This is a genomic window from Saprospiraceae bacterium, from assembly GCA_016717265.1.
GTDB lineage: Bacteria > Bacteroidota > Bacteroidia > Chitinophagales > Saprospiraceae > Vicinibacter.
Window position 1 is genome coordinate 3,490,168 of sequence record JADKFX010000001.1, and the last position, 22,908, is coordinate 3,513,075.

Annotated in this window: 17 protein-coding genes, 1 tRNA gene and 1 pseudogene; 8 read left to right on the forward strand and 11 right to left on the reverse strand. The window is 33.9% G+C overall.

Annotated elements, in window-relative coordinates; all coding sequences use genetic code 11:
• Nucleotides 1-28 precede the first annotated feature (28 nt).
• Nucleotides 29-2,689, forward strand: a complete 2,661-nt coding sequence (locus tag IPO86_13760; GenBank protein MBK9729171.1) for a gliding motility-associated C-terminal domain-containing protein — start codon at nt 29-31, stop codon at nt 2,687-2,689.
• Nucleotides 2,690-3,042: 353 nt separating this feature from the next.
• Here IPO86_13760 and IPO86_13765 read toward each other — a convergent pair.
• From IPO86_13765 to IPO86_13775, 3 genes are all read right to left on the reverse strand, one after another.
• Nucleotides 3,043-3,114, reverse strand: a tRNA-Glu gene (locus IPO86_13765).
• Between the two features lie 156 nt (nt 3,115-3,270).
• Complete coding sequence (locus tag IPO86_13770; protein ID MBK9729172.1) at nt 3,271-3,525, reverse strand: GIY-YIG nuclease family protein; 255 nt, start codon at nt 3,523-3,525, stop codon at nt 3,271-3,273.
• Between the two features lie 321 nt (nt 3,526-3,846).
• Complete coding sequence (locus IPO86_13775; GenBank protein ID MBK9729173.1) at nt 3,847-4,101, reverse strand: GIY-YIG nuclease family protein; 255 nt, start codon at nt 4,099-4,101, stop codon at nt 3,847-3,849.
• 260 nt (nt 4,102-4,361) lie between these two features.
• Between IPO86_13775 and gap the strand changes: the two genes are divergently transcribed.
• Together gap and IPO86_13785 are read left to right on the forward strand one after the other, a co-directional pair.
• Complete coding sequence (gene gap, locus IPO86_13780; protein MBK9729174.1) at nt 4,362-5,360, forward strand: type I glyceraldehyde-3-phosphate dehydrogenase; 999 nt, start codon at nt 4,362-4,364, stop codon at nt 5,358-5,360.
• A 7-nt stretch (nt 5,361-5,367) separates the two neighbouring features.
• Nucleotides 5,368-6,576, forward strand: a complete 1,209-nt coding sequence (locus tag IPO86_13785) for a phosphoglycerate kinase (GenBank protein MBK9729175.1) — start codon at nt 5,368-5,370, stop codon at nt 6,574-6,576.
• A gap of 103 nt (nt 6,577-6,679) precedes the next feature.
• Here IPO86_13785 and IPO86_13790 read toward each other — a convergent pair whose 3' ends face one another.
• The 3 genes and pseudogenes from IPO86_13790 to IPO86_13800 form a co-directional block, all read right to left on the reverse strand.
• The gene (locus tag IPO86_13790; protein MBK9729176.1) at nt 6,680-9,445 is read right to left on the reverse strand and encodes an SLBB domain-containing protein; all 2,766 of its coding nucleotides are present in this window, start codon (nt 9,443-9,445) and stop codon (nt 6,680-6,682) included.
• 3 nt (nt 9,446-9,448) lie between these two features.
• Nucleotides 9,449-10,488 (reverse strand): annotated as a pseudogene (gene rfbB / locus IPO86_13795) (dTDP-glucose 4,6-dehydratase).
• 31 nt (nt 10,489-10,519) lie between these two features.
• A complete protein-coding gene (locus IPO86_13800) occupies nt 10,520-11,464 on the reverse strand; it encodes an SDR family oxidoreductase (GenBank protein MBK9729177.1) in 945 nt (314 codons plus the stop codon).
• 211 nt (nt 11,465-11,675) lie between these two features.
• On the opposite strand from IPO86_13800, the gene IPO86_13805 reads away from it, so the two are divergent.
• The 5 genes from IPO86_13805 (at nt 11,676) to IPO86_13825 (ending at nt 16,630) form a co-directional block, all read left to right on the forward strand.
• A complete protein-coding gene (locus IPO86_13805) occupies nt 11,676-12,428 on the forward strand; it encodes a hypothetical protein (protein ID MBK9729178.1) in 753 nt (250 codons plus the stop codon).
• 38 nt (nt 12,429-12,466) lie between these two features.
• A complete protein-coding gene (locus IPO86_13810) occupies nt 12,467-13,672 on the forward strand; it encodes a 3-deoxy-D-manno-octulosonic acid transferase (protein ID MBK9729179.1) in 1,206 nt (401 codons plus the stop codon).
• The gene (locus IPO86_13815) at nt 13,669-14,298 is read left to right on the forward strand and encodes a hypothetical protein (protein MBK9729180.1); all 630 of its coding nucleotides are present in this window, start codon (nt 13,669-13,671) and stop codon (nt 14,296-14,298) included. The genes IPO86_13810 and IPO86_13815 overlap by 4 nt, the downstream gene beginning before the upstream one ends.
• A gap of 8 nt (nt 14,299-14,306) precedes the next feature.
• Nucleotides 14,307-14,654 carry a hypothetical protein gene (locus tag IPO86_13820; protein ID MBK9729181.1) on the forward strand — a complete coding sequence of 116 codons (348 nt, stop codon included), beginning with the start codon at nt 14,307-14,309 and terminating at the stop codon, nt 14,652-14,654.
• Between the two features lie 92 nt (nt 14,655-14,746).
• Nucleotides 14,747-16,630 carry a T9SS type A sorting domain-containing protein gene (locus tag IPO86_13825; GenBank protein MBK9729182.1) on the forward strand — a complete coding sequence of 628 codons (1,884 nt, stop codon included), beginning with the start codon at nt 14,747-14,749 and terminating at the stop codon, nt 16,628-16,630.
• A 171-nt stretch (nt 16,631-16,801) separates the two neighbouring features.
• Here IPO86_13825 and IPO86_13830 read toward each other — a convergent pair whose 3' ends face one another.
• The 5 genes from IPO86_13830 to IPO86_13850 form a co-directional block, all read right to left on the reverse strand.
• On the reverse strand, nt 16,802-17,470 hold the full coding sequence (locus tag IPO86_13830) for a response regulator transcription factor (protein ID MBK9729183.1): 669 nt from the start codon (nt 17,468-17,470) through the stop codon (nt 16,802-16,804).
• Nucleotides 17,467-18,216, reverse strand: a complete 750-nt coding sequence (locus IPO86_13835; protein ID MBK9729184.1) for a hypothetical protein — start codon at nt 18,214-18,216, stop codon at nt 17,467-17,469. The genes IPO86_13830 and IPO86_13835 overlap by 4 nt, the downstream gene beginning before the upstream one ends.
• A gap of 641 nt (nt 18,217-18,857) precedes the next feature.
• Nucleotides 18,858-19,229, reverse strand: coding sequence for a hypothetical protein (locus tag IPO86_13840; GenBank protein MBK9729185.1), 372 nt, complete (start codon nt 19,227-19,229; stop codon nt 18,858-18,860).
• A 35-nt stretch (nt 19,230-19,264) separates the two neighbouring features.
• Nucleotides 19,265-19,768: a hypothetical protein gene (locus IPO86_13845; GenBank protein ID MBK9729186.1), complete on the reverse strand. Its 504-nt coding sequence runs from the start codon at nt 19,766-19,768 to the stop codon at nt 19,265-19,267.
• 510 nt (nt 19,769-20,278) lie between these two features.
• Nucleotides 20,279-22,906 carry a valine--tRNA ligase gene (locus tag IPO86_13850; protein ID MBK9729187.1) on the reverse strand — a complete coding sequence of 876 codons (2,628 nt, stop codon included), beginning with the start codon at nt 22,904-22,906 and terminating at the stop codon, nt 20,279-20,281.
• Nucleotides 22,907-22,908 lie beyond the last annotated feature (2 nt).

Sequence of the window (22,908 nt, forward strand, 5' to 3'; positions counted from 1 at the left end):
CTACCCTATTCATGCTAAAATGCAAATTTTGAAAATTCGCATTGCAGTTATCATTTTTTCACTTCAATTATTTACATTCGTTATTTACTCACAAGGAACTTCAAAATTATGGATGTTTGGAGAAAATGCAGGAATCGATTTTAAAAATGTGCCAGCATTACCTATTAGTACGGGCATTATATTTACTTCGGAAGGTGGGACTACAGTCACAGATTCTTTTGGAAATTTATTATTCTTAGTTTCAAATAATACGGTTTACAATAAAAATAAAATTGCCATGCCAAATGGTAGTGGATTGATTTGCAATGGAGGATCAAGTGCGCAAGCGCCTTTGGTAATTCAAAATCCTGCTTCTGCAAGTCAATTTTACATTTTTCAAACTGCCGATGAAATGAATCCACAATTTAAAGGAAACCTGCGTTATTCCTTGGTCGATTTGTGTCTTGATAATGGTTTTGGTGATGTTATTTCTACCATGAAGAATATCCAAATTCCGGGCAATTATTCTGAAAGAATCACTGCGATCCCATTAAAAAACGGTTCAGAATATTGGATCCTTTGTTCAGAACATTTTGTAAATACCATACACTGCTTTAAACTCGATGGAAATGGCATAGATATTACACCGGTCACAAGCAAATTTGGTGATATTTATTCTGCCCAGGTTGGCTTTATTGTTGCTAATCATAGAAAAGACCAAATTGCTTATTCTTCATCCTTAGATGTGAATAATGGTATCTGGATTATGGATTTTGACACGCTATCTGGAAAAGCCAGTAATCTAAATCAAATTGAATTATTCAAACATTTATATGGCATCGCCTTTTCACCGAATGACAAAAGCTTATATTACTCATATTTTTATGGGAATTCCGGCGTTTATCAATATGATCTTGCAAACAAAATTAATACTCCACTAATTGACAAACTTGGGAATTACTTATATGGGCAGATTGTAGAAGGACCAGATAAAATAATTTATATAGCCAAACCAAATGCAAAACAAATTGCTGCTATAATTAAACCCGACTCGCCTGGAGTCGCATGTAATTTTATTGACAATTACCTGAATTTAAATGCTGGTTCTTTATGCAATTTGAGCTTACAAAATACAGCCTTGTTTTTTAGAAATAAAACAATCGAAAATAGATCGGATTTGCTTGGAAGCGATACAGTTCTTTGTTCGCCATTTAACTTAAAACTCTTTGTAAATTATCCGCAGGTGATCTGGTCTGATGGGACGGTAAAACAAGATATAATAATTACGAAGCCAGGAACTTACTGGGTGAAAGTTGAAGAATGTAATAGTATTAAAATAGATACGATTCATATTAAAGAGGCAAGTACTGCAACTACCTTAATGATGACTGTGTGTGATTCCACTTCAATTAATGGAATTCGCTACATACAATCCGGCATATATACCCAAATCCTAACAAATACCAACCACTGTGATAGCATCCTTACCATTCAGCTAAACGTTTTGAAAAATAGTAATTCAAAACTTGAAATGAATGCTTGCGATTCTGCTATAATAAATGGAACCATTTATACCCAATCTGGATTTTATAAACAAACATTAAAAAATTCAAATCAATGTGATAGCATTCTAAATATTGAGCTAAGACTATTAAAAAGCAATGCTTCATCGATTGCAATAAATAGCTGTGATTCTACAAAAATAAATGGTGTTTCTTATACTCAATCTGGTAACTATTTACAAACACTTACGAATGTGGATCATTGTGATAGTATGCTCCAAATTAATCTTAAAATATTAAAAAGTTCAAGTTCAACACTTTTCCGTTCGGGATGTGATAGCATCATTATTAATTCAATTAAATATTTACAGAGTGGCGAATACAAACAATATTTATTAAATATGAATGGTTGTGATAGTTTGATTCAAATTGAACTAGCCATCACAAAAAGTACCCTTAATACATTGAAGGCAGGCAATGATACCAGCATTTGTCAAGGTGAACGTATTGTATTACAGGGTAGTTATAATGGGATTTCAAATCTTTCGTGGGAATCAAAATATGGCTATTTCGAAAATCCAAATCAACTCATTACAACATATTATTCTAACAGCATTGGAGATGACATTGTGTATTTGCATTCAAAAGACGATTGTAATTATTACACAGACAGTTTAACCATCCATATAATCCCTAAATTAAATATAGAGTTGCATCAGGATACTTTATTCGCCCAATGCAATGAGTTTATATTTTCAGCTACAGGCGCATCAAAATATATCTGGACACCGAATGCTTTTATTGAATGTCTGGACACACTGTGTCAAAAAGTTAAAATAATTACTACCGTTCCAATCCATTTTACAATTAGCTCATTGGACCCTTGTGTTGAGCCTGCTTTTCTAAATATAGCTGGATTGCAATTAAACAATGACCTTTTTGTGCCGAATGTTTTTTCACCTAATGGAGATCAAATCAATGATCTATTTCTTCCAACTTTCAAATGCGATCAAGTTGAATTTTATAAATTACAAATTTTTGATCGATTTGGAAATTTAGTTTTTGAAACGCTGAACAAAGACAATGGCTGGAATGGAAAATTTCAATCTCAAAATATGAATCCAGGAGTTTTCGCATATCACATTCAATATCAGATAAAAGGTTCTAAAAGAAAATTAAAAGCGGGTGATGTAACACTCGTCAGATAGGCAAATGCATGTTGAAATCTTGAAAATGGAGATTTAAAATAAAAAATTATTATAAATCAGCAACTTACAAGGATTTATGCAGCCTGTATTTTGCTTAGACGCTGAACCGCCAAACCATCACCAGTTAAAACTAAAAAATCAATTTGTTTTTACCGGTATGTTTCCCACAATTCAACGGCATTTAGATCCTAGATTTGGTTATCGGATCTGTTCCGTTGAAATATGGGAAACTGTTTTCTTTTCCATCAAACACAAAATAGTTTACAGTCCCAAACCTGTCCCCATACAGCTCCCCCGTAAATTAAAAAACCCTTGTAAATATTGATTTACAAGGGTTTAGTGTTTTTTTCAAGTAGCCCGTAGGGGAATCGAACCCCTCTTACCAGAATGAAAATCTGGTGTCCTAACCCCTAGACGAACGGGCCTTTTCTTTAAAAAGAGAGGCAAAGATAAATACCTTTGGAATATACTTCGTCTTTTTTATGCTTTTTCTATTTTCTTTATGTAGCTCTCCAAGATCTTCTTAAATCTTTAATCAACTTTATCAGCTCCCCTTTTGATTTTGGCTTTTTCTTTCAAATTTAATTATGGTTCCCTTTTAACTTCCTATCCAAATATATTCGACCCGCGCTCGTCTTAAAATATTTTTCTCGTACTCTTCCTGCTTCCCATGATTCAACCTCTTCAATATATATTATTTTCCATGGCAAATGACCTTTTGTATATCGATTTTTTCCACTATTATGCTCTTCTAATCGCCTTTCTGCATTCTGGCTCATCCCGACATACCTTGATCCATCTTTTAAACTAAGCAAAATGTACACACTTACAATCATTATCGAAAATAAATCAAAACCTTAAATTTATTTATTCGTTTCAGGGAATCCCTGCCTGCCTGATATTATTAATTTTTTTTTAGTGAATTATTTCTTGGCAGTCAGGCAGGGAACCCCTCTTACCAGAATGAAAATCTGGTGTCCTAACCCCTAGACGAACGGGCCTTTTCTTTAAAAAGAGAGGCAAAGATAAATACCTTTGGAATATACTTCGTCTTTTTTATGCTTTTTCTATTTTCTTTATGTAGCTCTCCAAGATCTTCTTAAATCTTTAATCAACTTTATCAGCTCCCCTTTTGATTTTGGCTTTTTCTTTCAAATTTAATTATGGTTCCCTTTTAACTTCCTATCCAAATATATTCGACCCGCGCTCGTCTTAAAATATTTTTCTCGTACTCTTCCTGCTTCCCATGATTCAACCTCTTCAATATATATTATTTTCCATGGCAAATGACCTTTTGTATATCGATTTTTTCCACTATTATGCTCTTCTAATCGCCTTTCTGCATTCTGGCTCATCCCGACATACCTTGATCCATCTTTTAAACTAAGCAAAATGTACACACTTACAATCATTATCGAAAATAAATCAAAATCTTAAATTTATTTATTCGTTTCAGGGAATCCCTGCCTGCCTGATATTATTAAATTTTTTTTAGTGAATTATGTCTTGGCAGTCAGGCAGGGAACCCCTCTTACCAGAATGAAAATCTGGTGTCCTAACCCCTGGTCACATGCGCTTTACCTTAAAAAAATGCCTCAAACTGATCGTGCTTTTCTAATTGATTAAACTTTTTTGGCTTTAATCTATTTAATTTGCAAGAATATATCTAAAAATGAAAAGAATAGCAATAAATGGATTTGGTCGAATTGGACGATTGACACTCAGGCAGTTACTTAAATTTCCTGAACTGGAAGTAGTAGCCATTAATGATCTTACCGACATCCAAACATTGGCCCATCTATTCAAATTTGATTCAGCCCATCGAAAATTTAATGGTACTGTTTCCCATAATGACCAATCTATCATAATTAATGGCAAAGAAATAAGGGCTTTGATGATCAAAGATCCTTTGCAACTACCCTGGAAAGATTTAGAAATAGATATTGTATTGGAATGCACAGGTATCTATTTAAGCCATGATACCGCTCAAGCCCACCTTACAGCAGGTGCAAAAAAAGTCATCCTTTCTGCCCCACCTAAAGATTCCTCCATTCCTACTTTTGTTCTTGGAGTTAACGATTCTCAATTAACTTATGATATCGCTATTATTTCAAATGCTTCTTGCACCACAAACTGTCTGGCAAATGTTATCAAAGCACTACATGAAGGTTTTGGAATATCGTTTGCAAGTATGAATACTATCCATGCATTTACCCAAGATCAAAGATTACAAGATGCACCTCACAAAGATTTAAGAAGGGCAAGGGCAGCTTCTATAAATATTGTTCCAACAACTACAGGCGCTGCTAAATCTGTTGAAACTGTATATCCTCCAATAAAAGGAAAATTAATAGCTTCCTCCTATCGGGTCCCTGTGATTACAGGTTCCCTTATAGAAATGATTTGTAAATTGGATAAACCGGTATCAAAAGAAATCATTAACGCTCATTTTAAATCACTAGCGAATAACCAATTAAAAACAATTCTGGAATACTCTGAGGATGCTTTAGTTTCTACAGATATTATAGGAAATCCACATAGTGCTATCTTTGATTCTGAAATGACAGAGATTAATGGGGATTTTGTAAAAGTTGTTGCATGGTATGATAATGAAGCTGGTTATTCAGCCAGACTTGCTGACATGTGTAATAAATTTTCTTCTCTTAGCTAATAATATTATGGAAAATTGGAATCTTCAAAATAAAAAAGTAATACTTCGTGTCGATTTCAACGTCCCTATAAAAAATGGAATCATACAAGATGATACCAGAATTTTAAAATCAGTCCCAACAATCCAATTTCTAATGGATAAAGGCGCTTGTGTAATCATCCTTTCACATTTAGGAAGGCCTTTGAAAGAATTAAATCAGGATGGAAGTATTGATAAAACTAAATTTTCTTTAGAACCAATTGCAGATAAATTAGGTGAAATTTTAAACAAAAAAGTTCTTTTTGCTACAGATTGTGCCGAAGTAGATAGTTTAAAAAAAATAGCCCAGTTAAATTCAGGTGAAATTCTATTATTAGAAAATACCCGTTTTTACAAACAAGAAGAAAAAGGAGATCCTGAATGGGCAAAATTATTATCTACCCTGGGCGAATACTATATAAACGATGCATTTGGCTCAGCACACCGCGAACATTGCAGTACCGCTACGATTGCTCGGTATTTTGATGCAGCGCATAAAGCTTTTGGATTTCTAATGAAAGCTGAAGTTGAAAATGGTGCCAGGGTTTTAAAAAATCCTGCAAGACCAATGACTGCTATCATCGGGGGAGCTAAAGTTTCTGATAAAATTGAATTGATCTCCAGTTTAATCGATTTATGTGACACCATATTAATAGGTGGTGGGATGGCCTATACATTCCTTTCTGCTCAAGGATTTTCCATTGGAACCTCTTTATGCGAATCTGAAAAAAAAGATTTAGCTCTTGAGCTGATTACAAAAGCAAGAAAAAAGAATATGCAACTTTTATTGCCAACAGATTCTGTAATTGGCAAAGAGTTTAATAATAATACGGAAATTGAAATTACCACTGATGCATTCATTAAAAAAGATTTTATGGGACTTGATATTGGTCCTAAAACCAGAAGACTTTATATGGATGTAATTGAGAAATCAAAAACTATCATTTGGAATGGACCCCTGGGCGTTTTTGAAATGGATAATTTCGCCACGGGTACGCGAGAAATTGCTTTTGCAGTGGCCGCAGCTACAAAAAATGGTGCTTTCTCTTTAATTGGAGGTGGAGATTCAGTAGCTGCAATTAATAAATACGAATTGGAAGATCAAGTGAGCTTTGTATCCACAGGTGGTGGCGCAATGCTTGAAATGTTAGAAGGTAAAATCTTACCCGGTGTTGCTGCTATAAATGAGAATGCCTAACTGCTGGGAATCCTTGCAAAAAAATAGTTTGATAAAATAAGCTTGACCGTTGAAACCTGCAATGATTATTTTAATATTTTACAATATTTCAAAGTAAACTTGTCTAATTCAGTCTATCAATAAGTAATATCAAAGACAATATTGCGGTGGCCTGTGCAATGGTATCTGCAACTACCTTAGCCCAATCAACATCCTTTCGATCCTTCTTTAGTTTTTCTGCTTTAACTTCCTTATATCCTACATTAATTACGGAACCCTTGTAAACATTAGGATACGACTTAAAGAAAAAATAATTTCTTGTTCGTTCAATTTTGCCATTTGCATGTTCCACCGTAATTTTATTTATATCTCCAGAGGAGGATACACCGGCGGCATATTGATTAATATAATACTTGGCTTTTCTTCCTTCATAATACGGAACGGCAATGATATTATTATTCGCAAATAATTTCTCTGGATATAAGTCTTTAGCATTTGTAGCTCCAGCAATTCTAACTAAATCTTTTTGCTTTGGAATAAAAATATTATCACTTTCTTTAAGAATAAAGTTAAATCTCGAATTTGGCTTTTTCAATGCTTGCGCCATATCCATAACAATAAATCCAATACTATCCAACGTGCGATACAATGTCGCTCCTTGAGGAAATGCTTCCAAAGTTAAGCCCCCGGCGCGTTGAACTAAATCTGTTACCTTCTCATTTGGACTCAATAATGCATAAGGTCCCGGATATTTAACTTCTCCTTCAATAGTAACCATCTGTTGAAATTGAAACTCTGGTTGACTTCTAACAACTACAATATCATATGGATCTAACTTAAAATCAGATTGAACATCTACTTCGTTTAAATTCTTAGAAAAAACAATCGTACGAACAATCGTTTTAGTAGGTTCATTATTCTTGATCACCACTCTGAAAATATCTATTTTATTAGATGCTGCATAATATGTAAATCCATTTGCTAAACTAATTAAATCATGTGCAGACATTCCAAGTCCATATGCAAATCTTCCAGGCGACTTCACAGCGCCACTGATTTCAACATACGATAAATCTGTAAAACTTGTTTGTGATAAAATTACTAAACTATCAAAAGGTTTAATATAAATATTTTGATCAGAATTCTGATTATCCATGATATCCCGAATACCGATCCGAATAATTTCATAATCGTTCTTATTGTTGCTTTTGACCCGAAACAAAAATGCATAATTAAACGCATCTGTTTTAAGTCCACCAGCAAGTAAAACTATATCTTTAACTCTTACATCTTCATTTGGATTTAAATCAAACTTGCCCGGTAAACGCGTGGCCCCTTGAACATTGACATACGACTTATCAGCAAATACCGATAATTTATAAATAATCACTTCATCTTGTGCTTTTAAAACCAGATCCTCCGATTTATTTCCATTGATAATGGATTCTAGATTTGTTCTTAAAAATGAAAATGTATTATTTGGATTTTTACGTTTGACAAACGCAAATTCAAGATTTGATTCGGTTGTAAATTCAATTCGCTTTAGCAATTCTGACAATTTCATTCCGGGTTTATATTGATAAGAAGCTTCAGCCCGAACTTCCCCAGTGACAAATATTTGTTCTTCTACACTTGTCCGAATTGAAAACACTAATATTTTATCACCTTTCTTCAACATAAAATCTCCGCCCTTAGAAAAAATATCCTGATAAGGTACATCCAAAATTAATTTTTTGTCATTTTGGATTCGCTCTATTTGAATTGTTTTAATGATCGCATTTTCTTTTAATCCACCTGCATATGCAATTAAATGATTTAAATCTTCCGATTCTAATAGTTCATATTTAAAAGGTCTTTTCACCGCCCCTTCAATTTGCACTACTTTTTCGGCAACCGGCACTTGAATAACATCATTATTCTCAAGATAAAAGTCCTTTTCCAAACCTGGATTTTGCATAAACTTATAAACATCAATCAAGCTTGACTTTCCATTCCGGATTAATTTGATACGTCGCACAGATCCTAGATTATTTGGACCACCAGCAGCAATCAAAGCATTAAAAGCGGTATTGATAGCCGGTATTGTAAAACCACCGTATTGATACACTTCACCAAATATATTTACATTTATAGTTCTGGAATAGTTAAGTGCAACATCAAACTGATTTGCATTAAATCTATAAAATTTTTTAAAATAGTTATTTAATAAAGCTTTTGCACGCCCTAAGGTTACTCCTTTCAAAAAAATACGTGGCATCCGATCCGGAGTGATATATCCTTCTGCATTAATCTCATATGTTTCATTGAGTTGACTAAATCCCCAGATACTAATGGTAACTTGATCGGCAACACCCAGTACATAGGATAAAGGTGGTTTAATGTCATTTGCCTGTCTGTATAAAGCCAAACTTTTATTTCGAAATATATGTTGACCCCAAATTGCAATGGAATCTTTTACTTCTATAACGCCAACTTCTATTGACTTACTTGTATCATTCGTAACCCCACCTGCTTTAGCAGCCAATGGATTCATTTCTTGTCTGCTTGTTTTACTAGATGTTGAATTTCCAATCTTGCGATTGTCAATTGCAGATGGAGTTCCTATTTTGTTTTTGGCATTTTTCTTTTCAACTTGTATTTCTTTAATTGCTGTTTCAATTTCAGCTTGCATTTGTATTGCCTCCTCCGCCGTTAAATTATTTAAATTACTAATGTCAATTCCTTTTTCTAATAAATGGTTTCGCAATTCCTGCTCTGTAATTCCTACTCTATCCAATTCGGTTCGCGCTTCATTTTCAAAATTCAATTTTTGCTGACTACTCAATTGGATTGGGTATGCAAAGCTTAGTATCATTAAAAATGCAAAACAGAAATGCGAATATGTTTTCATAAACTATAACTTCTTGTAATGTTTTTCATAATAGTGTAAGTATTCTCCAGAACTTACCTTCTGCAACCAATCCTTATTGGATAAATACCAGTCAATCGTTTTAGATAAACCGGAAATAAGATTTGCTTCTGGTTTCCATTTGAGACTATTTTGCAGATGGCTTGAATCAATTGCATATCGCAAATCATGTCCGGGCCTGTCATGGACATATTGAATCAAAGTTCTAGATTGTCCTGGTTTATTCCCAAGTTTAACATCCATCAAATCACAAAGCAAATAGACTAAATCAATATTTTTCATTTCTGAATTCCCTCCAATATTATAAGTATCTCCAAGAATCCCTTGATGAAATATAATATCGATGGCTGCTACATGATCCCCTACCCAAAGCCAATCCCGCACATTCAAACCCTGGCCATAAACGGGTAATGCACGAGCCTGCAAAATATTATTTATAATAAGTGGAATTAGTTTTTCAGGAAATTGATTTGGACCATAGTTATTTGAGCAATTGGAAACAACTACTGGCAATTTATAAGTATGGAAAAATGCCCGCACTAAATGATCTGAACTTGCTTTAGATGCTGAATACGGCGAACGAGGATCATAGGCACTCTGTTCTGTAAAAAACCAGTATCTCCGAGTGTACCAAAAACTTCATCTGTACTTACATGATAAAATCGATGGTCGATTTTTGAATCTTCCCAGAATTCTTTTGCACTAAGCAATAAATTTAAGGTGCCAAGAACATTGGTTTTAATAAAAGCTGTTGGATCCGTGATGGAACGATCTACATGGGATTCTGCCGCCAGATGAATTACATGGCTAATCTGTTGCTCTTTAAAAATATCTTTTAATACGGAAAGATCAACAATATCTGCTTTTATAAATGTGTAGTTTTCTGAATTTTCTACATCCCGAAGGTTTTCCAAATTTCCTGCATATGTTAAATTATCAAGATTGACAATATTATAATTTGGGTATTTATTTACAAAATGACGTACCAGGTGAGAACCTATAAATCCCGCACCTCCAGTAATCATTATATGTTTTGAAAACCTTTGCATCGCTTTATCAAATAACTATCTTTTTGAAATATTCGTAGGTCATTGCAAGACCTTCTTTACGGTCTATCTTAGGTTCCCATTGCAATATTTTTTTTGCAATTGTGATATCCGGCCTCCTTTGTTTTGGATCATCAACAGGTAAAGGATGATAAGAAATTTTAGATTTTGTATTGGGAACAAGCTTTAAAATTTCCTCTGCAAAATCTTTAACTGTTATTTCTTGAGGGTTACCAAGATTTACAGGATTTACATAATCGCTAAATAATAATCGGAAAATGCCATCCACTAAATCATCCACATAGCAAAAAGAACGAGTCTGACTGCCATCGCCAAAAATACTTAAATCTTCACCCTTAATTGCTTGACTAAAAAATGCAGGTAGTACCCGACCATCTTCCACTCTCATTCTCGGACCGTAGGTATTAAAAATACGGACGATCCGTGTTTCTAACTGATGATATCGGTGATATGCCATCGTGATCGCTTCTTGAAAACGTTTGGCTTCATCATATACACCGCGCGGACCAATTGGATTTACATTTCCCCAGTAATCTTCCGTTTGAGGATGCACGAGTGGGTCTCCATATACTTCTGATGTAGAGGCAATCAAAAGTCTCGATCTTTTATCCTTTGCTAATCCTAATAAATTATGCGTGCCTAATGAGCCCACTTTTAAAGTTTGGATAGGCATCTTCAAATAATCAATAGGGGAAGCCGGAGAAGCAAAATGCAAGATATAATCTAGCTTCCCTGGGACATGTACAAAACGACTTACATCATGATGATAAAACTCAAATTCTTTGAGCTTAAATAAATGATCAATATTTGCAAGATTTCCGGTAATTAAATTATCCATTCCAATTACTTGAAATCCTTCATTTATAAAACGGTCGGCTAAATGCGAACCGATAAAACCGGCAGCACCGGTGATTAAAACTTTTCCTCTAGACATATAACGTGCAAATATAATATGAATATGTAATACAGTTGATAATCAATGATAAATATAATAAAAAAAATAAATATGTTATATTTTATATATATTTATTTTATTATAAATTAATGTTTTATATAGTATTAATAAATCATATGTATTAGAAAATTTAAATGTTAAATTAAATTCAAAACAGATAACTAAACGAAATTCTGGTAATTTTGAGCGTATGGACTGTAAACGTTTAATGCTTAGTTTAACTATTCAATTATTCTTGATTTTATTTATAATTGGTCAAAACAAGCCTGCTATACTGTTTGATGTAACCTATAATCTCGGTTTTCCACAAGCAGATTTGAAAAATCGCTATGGTAACCATTTAGGAATTTCCGGTGGAATTACCTATCAGCCTGCTAAAAATCATTTTAATTTTGGATTGGGCTTTGGCTACTATTTTGGATCCAATGTAAAAGAAGATGTTTTGAAAATATTCAGAACTAGTTACGAAGGTTTACTCATAGGCGAAGACCAATATCTTGCAGAAATGAAATTAAAAGAAAGAGCCTATTTAGCACAAATTTATATGGGAGGCTTAATTCCAATTGGTTCTCAAAAAATTGCTCGCCAAAGTTTTAAATGGAAGCTTGGTTTTGGTTTTTTACAACATAAAATTCGTTTTGTAGATGATGCCCGGGCCATTCGTCAATTCACTACTGAATATCTACAAGGTGTTGACCGATTGACCAATGGATTTGCATTGATCCCTTTTCTTGGATATGAATTTTTATCGAGAAAAGGATTGTTTTCATTTTATACTGGCATCGAACCCATAATTGGATTTACCCAAAATCAACGAAACTATAATTACGATACAAATGAATCTGAATTTGGAATTCATAGAAAGGATATATTAATTAATTTTAAAATTGGAATCTATCTTCCTTTTTATTTAAACACAGACCTCGAGAAGATCGAATATTGATGTTTTGGATTTACAAATTTTGCATTCCAATTTATTTTTTGGGTATCCGAATAGCCGCTCTGTTCAGGCAAGATGCAAGGCTTTGGGTCCAGGGCCGAAGGCATTGGGAACAATCCCTGGATATATTTAATAGTTTAGCTGAAAATCAAAACCGGAAGCGCATTTGGATTCATGCCTCTTCTTTGGGAGAATTTGAACAGGGAAAGGAATTAATAGAAACCTTACGGAAAAATCATCCTGAACTAATTCTTGTTTTAAGCTTTTTTTCACCATCTGGCTATGAAAAGCAAAAAAATTATAAACAGGTAGATTATGTATGTTATTTTCCATCAGACATTGCTTCAGAAATAAATAGTTTCATTCAAAAACTAAATCCAGCACTCGTACTTTTTATTAAATATGATTTTTGGTTTAATGCACTTCATTTTCTAATTCAAAGAAAAACTCCTTTTCTTTTCATATCTATGATTTTGCGACCAAATCATTATTTATTGCATCCTTTATTCAAACCATTTCTGTTATTTATAAAACAAAGTCGACAATTGTTTTTGCAAAATCAAGAAACCTATGATTTGCTTCAGTTACGTACTTTCAAAAATATGCAGATCACCGGAGATAGTCGTTTGGATCGGGTGGATCGAATTTCTAAAGAGAATACACCTATTCCAAAAATGGAACTTTTTTTAAATTCAAATCCAGTGTTTATTGCGGGCAGTATTTGGGAGTCTGATCTGGACATCATTTCAAAGGGAATTGAGCATGCCATTTTAAATTCCTGGCAAATTATTTTAGTGCCTCATCTTACAGATGAAGTGCATTTATTACAAGTTGAAAGTAGATTTCCAACAAAAACGATTCGCTATTCCTCTTTAGTAAAGAAAACAAACTATCCTATTTTAATAATGGATCAGGTGGGCTTTTTATCTTCCTTATATAAATACGCTCTTTTTGCTTATGTTGGAGGTGGATTTGGAAAAGGAATCCATAATACCTTAGAACCGGTTAGTCATAGAATTCTAGTTTGTTTTGGGCCAAATCATTTTAAATTTCCTGAAGCACAGGAGTTTATTAAAAAAGGCATAGGAATTGTTATTCATAAACCAGAAGATTTCGTTTCTTTAGTTGATGAAGTACACAGACTTTCCATCGAAATAAAGGCTTCGATAGATGATTATTTTTCAAAAAATCTGGGTGCTAGTCAAAAAATATATCAATATTTAATAGATGAACAATTGATAAGGTGAAAATAAAACAAGAGGAATTACAAATAGTAAAACAAGATTTGCGGGATCTTCATATTCTGGTAATCGGAGATATAATGTTAGACCGGTACATCCTTGGGTCGGCAACCCGTATTTCTCCGGAAGCTCCAGTCCCTGTTGTATTGTGGAAAGAAACAGAAGACAAGTTGGGAGGTGCTTCAAATGTGGTGTCAAATTTAAAATCCATGGGTTGTACAGCGAGTTTAATGGGTATCTGTGGCAATGATCCTGAAGGTAAAACACTCGAAAACCTGTTAAAAGAAATTGCGTGCGACCATTTATATTTGATCATTGATCCGGATCGTCCGACGACTTTAAAAACCCGAATTATTGCCGATCAACATCAGATCGTCAGGGTGGATCATGAAAGTGAACAGGAAATTTCAAAAGCAATACAGGATGAATGTCTTCAAACATTAAAACAAATTTTCACCTTAAAAAAAGTGGATGTCCTAATTCTACAAGATTATAATAAAGGCTTTTTACATGCTGGATGGATTCCTAAAATTATTGAATTGGCGCGTTTAAATGGGGTGAAAATAGCTGTAGATCCTAAAAAAATAATTTTTTTGAATTTAAAGGGGTTCAGCTTTTTAAACCAAATTTAAAAGAAGCGATTCAGGCTACAGAGTGGTCGCCTAAGCACCCTACGGATCTTGAACATCTATCTAAGTTACTGAAATCTAAGCTTTTATGTGATCGGGTAATGATTACTTTAGCAGCTGAAGGCATTTGGATTGACAGCAAAGAAGGCAAAAAAAAGTACCCAACTAATCCCCGCAAAGTTGCGGATGTAAGTGGTGCAGGAGATACTGTCATCAGCCTGGCAGCGATTTGCCTTGCTTATTCGTTATCAGATGAGTTTATGGCATATTGTTGCAATACAGGGGGCGGACAGGTTTGTGAACGATCGGGTGTTGTGCCTGTTGTTAAATCGGCTCTGATTAAGGAATTAGAGGATTAAATGTTAAAAATCACAATATTTTACTTCGGTTTTTTATATTTGTGGGCTTTTTTGAAAAAAAATTTATTCACTTTCATCAATTTACAGTTTTTATGAGAAAAATTTTTACATTAGTATTCTTTTTATGCTTGAGCATAAGCTGGGTAAACTCCCAGATTTTATGGGGAGGGCCAAATGATCCAAATTCTACATTTGCTGGCGGTTTCAATGGCTGGACCACACAGGGTCTAAGTTCAGAAGATCCTGCAAAAGCAGATAGTGCAAAATGGTATTTCAGTGCTGCTGCATCTGCTGCAGGTGGTGCCTATTATGGAACCAGGGGTGCAATTAATTCTACTTCTAGAGCTAATGGTGCCATGGTTTTTAATTCTGACTTATTAGACAATGCAGGAATTGCAGGAAATTTTAAAATGGGAAAATGCCCAGCTGTCCATTCTGGAGTGTTGGTGAGCCCGGTAATCAATTGTTCAACGTTTAATTCTACTGCTTTAAAATTTAACCAATATTACAGAAATTTCGAATCAACTTGTTTTGTAGATGTTAGTAATGATGGTGTAAATTGGACTCCATTTGCATTAAATACTGACATTGCTGTTAATGCTGAAACTGCTACCAATAGCCAAGTTGTAATAGATATTTCTTCTGTTGCTGCAAATCAAGCTACAGTGCAAGTGCGTTTTCGCTTCGAAGGTGAATATTATTTCTGGATTGTAGATGATGTTCAAATAATTGGAGTTCCAGGTTATGATTTGGCTTTAAATAGTCATTTTTATACACCTGCAGCCTACAGACAACCTAAACATATGATCTGCACAGATACCTTTGTTTTTTCTGCAAACCTTAATAATAAAGGAAGCCAGGCTCAAACAGATGTTGTGTTAAGAGGAGAAATTTTAGGAATCGATCGCAAAACGGTTTTGTTTAGTGATTCTGTAATTATTGATCGCTTGGAAACTACAGATGATGATACTTCCTACAGAACTGATAATTTCTTTGTTCCAAATACATTGGATTTTGGAAAATATTTTATTCGTTGGACTGTTTACAGCAAATCTGCAACCGGGGCTGATTTTAATACAAGAGATAATTCGAGAGTTGATTCATTTGAAGTTTCTTTGAATGAATTTGCAAAAGCACCTAGAAGTACCGGTGGTGTAAGAGCAGGTAGCGGTGCGGGTTATGTTTTTGGTTGCCAATATCGGACTTCAGATTGTTGGAATGACCAGGACAAATGGATCGCTAGACAAGCAAAATTTCAATTAGTTTCTAATGCTGGTGGTACGCTAGATGGATATTCTGTTTCTGTTTATTTAATGAAAGTAAAAGATGATGTAGATGCAGGATTTACAAATTTCGAAAGTTCAGGTGGTATAGCTTCAACTTCTATTGATATTTTATCTGCAGAATCCTGGACAGGTACTACTGAACAAAATTATGATGAAATCACGGTTGACCTTACAGACTTCAACACAGGTGACAATGGTATCCTGTTAGCAAAAAAATCAAGATACTTTATAGGTGCAGATCACCTTCCAACACCTTCTGGTGCTGTTCCTGTTTTCCATGCTATCAGCAATGAAAAATCTTATAATTCACAAGTTTTTTCAACGTTTGTAATTGATCAGGCTGGAGAATGGTTTAATGGATTCCAGGGAACAAATACTCCTATTATGGAATTGATTCTTGAGTTTGTTGTAAAAACAGATGATACTCCATTACCATCAACTGTAATGAGTTTATACCCAAATCCAGTGGTTAATGATAATCTTAAAGTAGGTCTTAATTTTGATAAAGCAACAGATGCAAATCTTACAATTGCTGATATCAATGGTAAAATCTTAGGATTTGAATCCCACAAAGCAGTGACAAAAGATATTTTTTCAATTAGCACTTCTGATTTGAAAGCAGGTTCTTATTTAATTCGTGTTTCTACGGATGAAGGAACCAGTACAAAACAATTTACAGTGATCAAATAAGAAATTATTAATCATTTATAAAAAGCCTGGAATCGAAAGATCTCCGGGCTTTTTTATTTTAAAAATTTAGTTGCAAATCAAGATCTACTTGAAATTCGAGGACCAAAAATAAAATGGATTCCTTGTTATAATAAATGTACTAGATTCGGAATTTTACAAAATAAATAAACTCTATTTAATCGCATTTGAATCCAACAGCTCATTGCGAATTGCATAAAGGATTAGTCCGACGATATTTTTTGAGTTTGTTTTCTCCAACAAATTTTGACGATGTCGTTTTACCGTGAGGGGAGAAATAAAAATTTTCTCAGCAATTTCTTCTGTTGTTAATTGCTGACAAATTAATAATAATATTTCAACCTCCCGTTCTGTTAATATCTCTAAGGGATCTTTATACGGTTGCAATTTTTCATTGATCAACCCATGAATCACGGTTGCACCTAACTCTGGGGAAAAAAATTGATTGCCTTCAAGAACATGATGAATACCTCGCTTTAAATCATCAAGGGAGGTGTTTTTAACAAGATAACCTTCTACTCCAATTTTATATAATTGCAAAAATAATTCCTTGTCATTATGAAATGATATCATAATAATGCGAATCTCCGGATGATTTTTTTTCATATACTTCGCAGTATCAATACCATTCAGATAAGGCATTTCAATATCCAGAAGTAAAAGATCTATTTTTGAAGTTTCTACAACGGCTATGGCTTCATTGCCATTAGCTGCCTCATAAATATGATCAATCATTGGAAATTTCTTGACGATATTTTTCATGCCGGTTCGAAAAATGGTATGATCGTCTGCAATTAATACATTGACTTTCTGCTCTGTCATATCAATAATTTTCCAGGAAGTTTGATAAAGGTATGAAATCCTTCATTTTTCTTGCTTTTATATTGTACTTCTCCTTCCAATAAGGTAACCCGACTTTTGATACTCAACAAACCATGACCCAATTTCACAACATCTGTGCCGATTCCATCATCCTGAAAACTTATCAGCAACTCTTTCTTCGGACTAATTTTAGCTTCGATTGCTATATTCTTACAATGCGAATATTTTAATGCGTTGTTGATAAGCTCCAATAAAATACGATAAATAGATAGTTCCGAGTCCTCTGCCATTTTGATCTCGGCAGGATAAAAGAACTGCACTTTGGGAGCATTCTCCGTCGTACTCAATTGTTTTAAAAAATTTGCAATCGACTTTTGTATACCTAACTCTTTAAACAAAATAGGTGAGGTACTATGACATATTCCACGGATTTCATGAATCGATTTCGCAAGTATTCCAGTCAATTCCGTTTTATACTCCTCATTCTCGTCTGTTGGCGGATAATCATAAGATTCTACTTGCAATTTAGAAATCGCAATTAAAGGAATTACCTGATCATGTAAATTTCTGGATAATTCCAATTTTTCCCGTTCGCCTGCTTCGATAACCGCTTTAAACATTTCATTGTTTTTGCGGATCATGTTTTTGTTATATTTGAAAACAAGGACAATAAAAAAAACAACAAGAAAAACTAAGGTAAACGTTGCAATAATTGCTGGAACTAAGAGTTCTCCTTGATTCTGCATAGAAAAGCGTATGAGTAAAACAAATTAGTACATATATTAATAACACTATGAATATTGTAAACATTTTCCATAAAATGAACATTCTCTAAATTTTCAGATCGGTCAAATAAACCCCAAACTATTAAGGTACTCGTAAAATACAATAATAATGCAGAACTAATCCAAAAAATTGGCTTATGAAATAATTCGCTGACTTCATCATTAACCATTTTTATTAACGTTAATGCGCAAAGACCAATTATAAGATAACAAGACACATAAACAATTGGCATATCCCATATGAAAAAATTCCCCATAAAACAGATTCTTAATACCACAAAAAGAAAATAACCCAGGATTAAGAAAAATACGTTTTTCGTGGATATCCCTGATATTTCACAAAAAAAATACAGAATCATCATTGTGCTTGTGATCCAGTGAATGTTATAAATATGACTATTTTCAATTACAATTTTCAAGCTAATAAATTCTGAGGTTGCCCATACGGCCATCACCATCATAAATAGCTTTAGCTTATTGTCAAGACCATACTTCAAGTATATAATTATACTGATTACAAAAGGGATTAGCTGAGATAAACTAGAGAAATCCGTGAAAGACATAAGAAAAATATATAAATAAGTTGGTCATAAATAAAATAATTATTGCTCTCGACAAAGAGGTGGACAAGGGCTTCCATTCTCCAAAATTGCGGCTTCATTTCCTATAAAACCCATTCCTAAGTTTAAAACAGAAACACCAGGAGAATATGACTTAGTATTTAAAATTGTTTTACCATTTTCATCTTCGGCCATGATGATAAATCTATTTTGCTTTGAATCTTCATTAGATTTAATCGCATTATATATCCGAAGTCCTTTACATTTTGGATTCGTTAATAAACTTAATAGATCCTCTCGATCAAAATACTCAGATTGCAAAAAATCAGAATCATTTAAATGTATATTTTTATACTCATTGATCATTTCTTTTGCAGCAGAATAATTCATTGCACGTACGTTTTGATTTTCCATTTTGATAAATTTTTAAAATTATTTAAATATTCAAATTAAATTAGAATAATATTTTCTTTAGAATCCTTTCCCAATAAAATCACACAAGAAATTTGGGTCTCTTTATATCCTTGAAGTTCTAGTTTTTTAATAATATCTTCATCTAAGTCACTCACTGGTTTGACTCCAAAATAAATATCTAAAAATTCACCTTTACTTATTAATTTCTTCAGATTTTTAGAAAATTTATTTTTGTCACCAATATTAAAACGCTCATAATTTATCAATAAAGTACTTTTTAAACGATTCGTTAGTTCGCTGATCTCAGGGCTTTTAAAAATTAGGTTTAAATTAGAAATTAATTGGAGTAATTCACTTAAGTCATTATTGAAATTAGTCCATTTGCGGATATAAGAATTGGCCAAATCAAGAGTTATTAAATGGTCATCTTTTGCCTTAGATGAAAATTTAGGAATAGAACCTTTACTTGGTATATTAGCCTTAGCTGCTTCAGCTTGGTTACTTGCAGTTATTGGCCTGAATTTTTCTTTCTTTGCCATAATAAAAAAATTTAGTTGATTATTGAAAATGGTTTACGTTCCAAATATAATCACTTTTTATTCATATGGAGAATTAATTAAAATATAAATATAATTAATCAATATATATAATATATTGATATACAATTTTTTAAATTTATATTGCCTTATAAAATACTACTAAAGTCGTATTGAAAATGGTTCCAAAGAACCAGTTAGATGAAGCTATAATTTTAAATTTTAAGCAGCCTGAAAGAATTCATCGGCTCTCACAGCCTATTCGTAGCGCGTACATACTCCTAAAGTACCAATAAAAAAATGGGCCTTTTTACCGATTGTTTTCCAGATACCTCCATCTGATCTTTGTATTGTAATTAGAACAACCACCAACCTCTGTCAGGAATTTTAACTGTAGAGCTCCCTAAAAATAATCATAAAAAGGTTCTCCATAACACGAGGACCTTTTTTTATGCAATCAAATTTAGCAGAATATAAGTTTATACATTGGATTTCAATTGCTTACACGGCTATTTATAAGCCGGCCAGGCGCTCTCGAAGCGCTTTTAATCTGGATTGTCCGTCTTCCAATTTTTGACGTTCCCGCTCCACTAAATCTGCTGGTGCCGAACTTACAAACCGTTCGTTTTCTAATTTTTTCATCACAGAATTAATAAAACCTTCATTGTATTGAATCTCTTTTAATAATTCAATCTTTTCTGCTTCAATATCCAATATAACCGGCAACTCCAGAAAATATTTATGCCGCATTCCAAGAAAAGATTGCGTTCCTTTTACTTCTTGTTCACTTTCTTGTATTTCACTTAAAACGGCTAACTTTCTTAAAATATCTACAGCGCCATCAACCGTCAATAAGCTAGCTTGTTCGTTTTTCATAATATACAAAGGCACGGCAACATTCATTTTAACTCCATGCTTATTGCGCAATTCTCGTACTTGTGTGATTACCGTACGTAGTTCATGTACGGATTCTAAAATCTCCTTCTTCCCTCTTTCAAATTTTGGATAAGATCCTTGCATACAATCATCACCATTCACACGCAACCTTAAACCATGCCATATTTCTTCTGTGATAAAAGGCATAAATGGATGCAGCGTTAAACAAATTTTCTCATAAATATCCAAGGTCTTTTCATATAAATCACTCGGTATTTCTTCATTCAATGGAGGCTTTGCAACTTCCAGATAAAATGCACAAAAATCTTCCCAAACAAAAGAATAAATTGTTTTTAATGCTTCCGACAATTTGAATTGCTCAAATAATTTATCGACTTCTTCTAAAGTTTCATTCAGTTTCTCATCAATCCACTGCATTAATAATTTTTCACCTTGGGTAGCAGTTTTTGTTGCATCCTGTTTCCATCCTTTGATTAATCTCAAAGCATTCCACATTTTATTTGAAAAGTTTCGCCCTTGCTCACAAAGTTTATCATCAAATAACAAATCACCACCTGCTGGCGAACATGCTAACATTCCAAAACGCACACCATCCGCTCCAAAATCTTCTATAAGTTTTAAAGCATCCGGCGAATTACCCAATGATTTACTCATTTTCCTCCGCTGCTTATCCCGCACCATTCCTGTAAAATAAACTTTATAGAATGGAAGCGTTCCTTTCCATTCATAGGATGCCATGATCATTCGCGCTACCCAAAGAAAAATAATATCCCAACCTGTAACCAATACAGCTGTTGGAAAATAATATTTAAAATCTTCTGTATCTTCATCTCCATCAAAAACGGATATCGGCCACAACCAAGATGAAAACCAGGTATCCAATACATCTTCATCTTGTTTTAAATCATTTAAACAAAGTTGTTGATTTCCCGTTTCACGGATTGCAATTTGCAAAGCTTCATCTGCTGTCTTCGCTACAAATACCTGTTCTCCATAGTACCAAGCGGGAACCCGATGCCCCCACCACAGTTGTCTTGAAATACACCAGTCCCGGATATTCTCCAACCAATGCCGGTATGTATTTTTAAAATGCTCTGGAATAAATTGAATCTCTTCATTCATCACTGCTTTTAATGCAGGTTCTGCTAATGAATCCATTTTAACATACCATTGCAAGCTTAATCTGGGTTCTACGACAGCATTTGTTCGTTCACTTCTGCCGATGCTGGTCATATAGGGTTCAATCTTAATCAAGACTCCAGCTTCTTCCAATAAAGGCTTAATTTTTTTCCGGGCTACAAAGCGATCTTCTCCGATTAAGATTTGAGCATTTTCATTGAGTGTACCATCTTCATTTAAGCAATCTATGATTTCAAGTCCATGTTTCTTACCAATTTCATAATCATTCTGATCATGAGCAGGTGTAACTTTTAATGCTCCAGTTCCAAACTCAATATCAATATAGGAATCAGTTATAATTGGAATGGATTTATTAATGAGTGGAATGATAACTCGCTTTCCATGCAAATGGGTATATCGTGAATCGTCAGGATGAACACAAACAGCGCTATCAACCATAATCGTTTCAGGTCTTTGCGTAGCAATTATGATTCCTTCCGTTTCTGAACCTTCTAGTTTATAAAGAATATGGAAAAGATTGGCTTGTTCCTGATTGTGAATTACTTCTTCATTTGATAATACCGTTTTCGCTTCGGGATCCCAATTGACCATCCGTTTACCACGGTATAATTTTCCTTTATTGTAGAGATCTACAAATGCATTTATGACCGCTTTTGAACGAATATCATCCATTGTAAAAGCCGTCCGATCCCAATCACAGGAGGAGCCCAACTTTTTTAATTGTTCAAGAATGATACTTCCATATTTATCTTTCCATTCCCAGGCATAGGATAAAAATTCATCCCGGGTAATATCAGATTTTTTAATTCCACGTTCCCGCAACATTTGAACTACTTTGGCTTCTGTTGCGATGGAGGCATGATCAGTTCCAGGTACCCAACAAGCATTTTTACCCTGGAGCCTTGCTCTTCTTATTAAAACATCCTGAATTGTATTATTAAGCATATGGCCCATATGCAAAACGCCCGTAACATTTGGAGGCGGAATCACTATTGAAAATGGCTCTCTACCATCCGGTTTAGACGAGAAATAATTGTTTTGCTCCCACCAGCTATACCATTTTGATTCAATGGGCCCTGGTTGAAATCGGGCATCTAATTCCATAC

What these genes read in the sequence shown, in the direction of transcription:
- IPO86_13770 (MBK9729172.1), bottom strand. Translation starts at nt 3,525, where the DNA reads ATGATTGTAAGTGTGTACATTTTGCTTAGTTTAAAAGATGGATCAAGG.
- IPO86_13800 (MBK9729177.1), bottom strand. Translation starts at nt 11,464, where the DNA reads ATGTCTAGAGGAAAAGTTTTAATCACCGGTGCTGCCGGTTTTATCGGT.
- IPO86_13840 (MBK9729185.1), bottom strand. Translation starts at nt 19,229, where the DNA reads ATGGAAAATCAAAACGTACGTGCAATGAATTATTCTGCTGCAAAAGAA.
- IPO86_13805 (MBK9729178.1), top strand. Translation starts at nt 11,676, where the DNA reads ATGGACTGTAAACGTTTAATGCTTAGTTTAACTATTCAATTATTCTTG.
- IPO86_13845 (MBK9729186.1), bottom strand. Translation starts at nt 19,768, where the DNA reads ATGGCAAAGAAAGAAAAATTCAGGCCAATAACTGCAAGTAACCAAGCT.
- IPO86_13850 (MBK9729187.1), bottom strand. Translation starts at nt 22,906, where the DNA reads ATGGAATTAGATGCCCGATTTCAACCAGGGCCCATTGAATCAAAATGG.
- IPO86_13775 (MBK9729173.1), bottom strand. Translation starts at nt 4,101, where the DNA reads ATGATTGTAAGTGTGTACATTTTGCTTAGTTTAAAAGATGGATCAAGG.
- gap (MBK9729174.1), top strand. Translation starts at nt 4,362, where the DNA reads ATGAAAAGAATAGCAATAAATGGATTTGGTCGAATTGGACGATTGACA.
- IPO86_13790 (MBK9729176.1), bottom strand. Translation starts at nt 9,445, where the DNA reads ATGAAAACATATTCGCATTTCTGTTTTGCATTTTTAATGATACTAAGC.
- IPO86_13835 (MBK9729184.1), bottom strand. Translation starts at nt 18,216, where the DNA reads ATGCAGAATCAAGGAGAACTCTTAGTTCCAGCAATTATTGCAACGTTT.
- IPO86_13825 (MBK9729182.1), top strand. Translation starts at nt 14,747, where the DNA reads ATGAGAAAAATTTTTACATTAGTATTCTTTTTATGCTTGAGCATAAGC.
- IPO86_13830 (MBK9729183.1), bottom strand. Translation starts at nt 17,470, where the DNA reads ATGACAGAGCAGAAAGTCAATGTATTAATTGCAGACGATCATACCATT.
- IPO86_13785 (MBK9729175.1), top strand. Translation starts at nt 5,368, where the DNA reads ATGGAAAATTGGAATCTTCAAAATAAAAAAGTAATACTTCGTGTCGAT.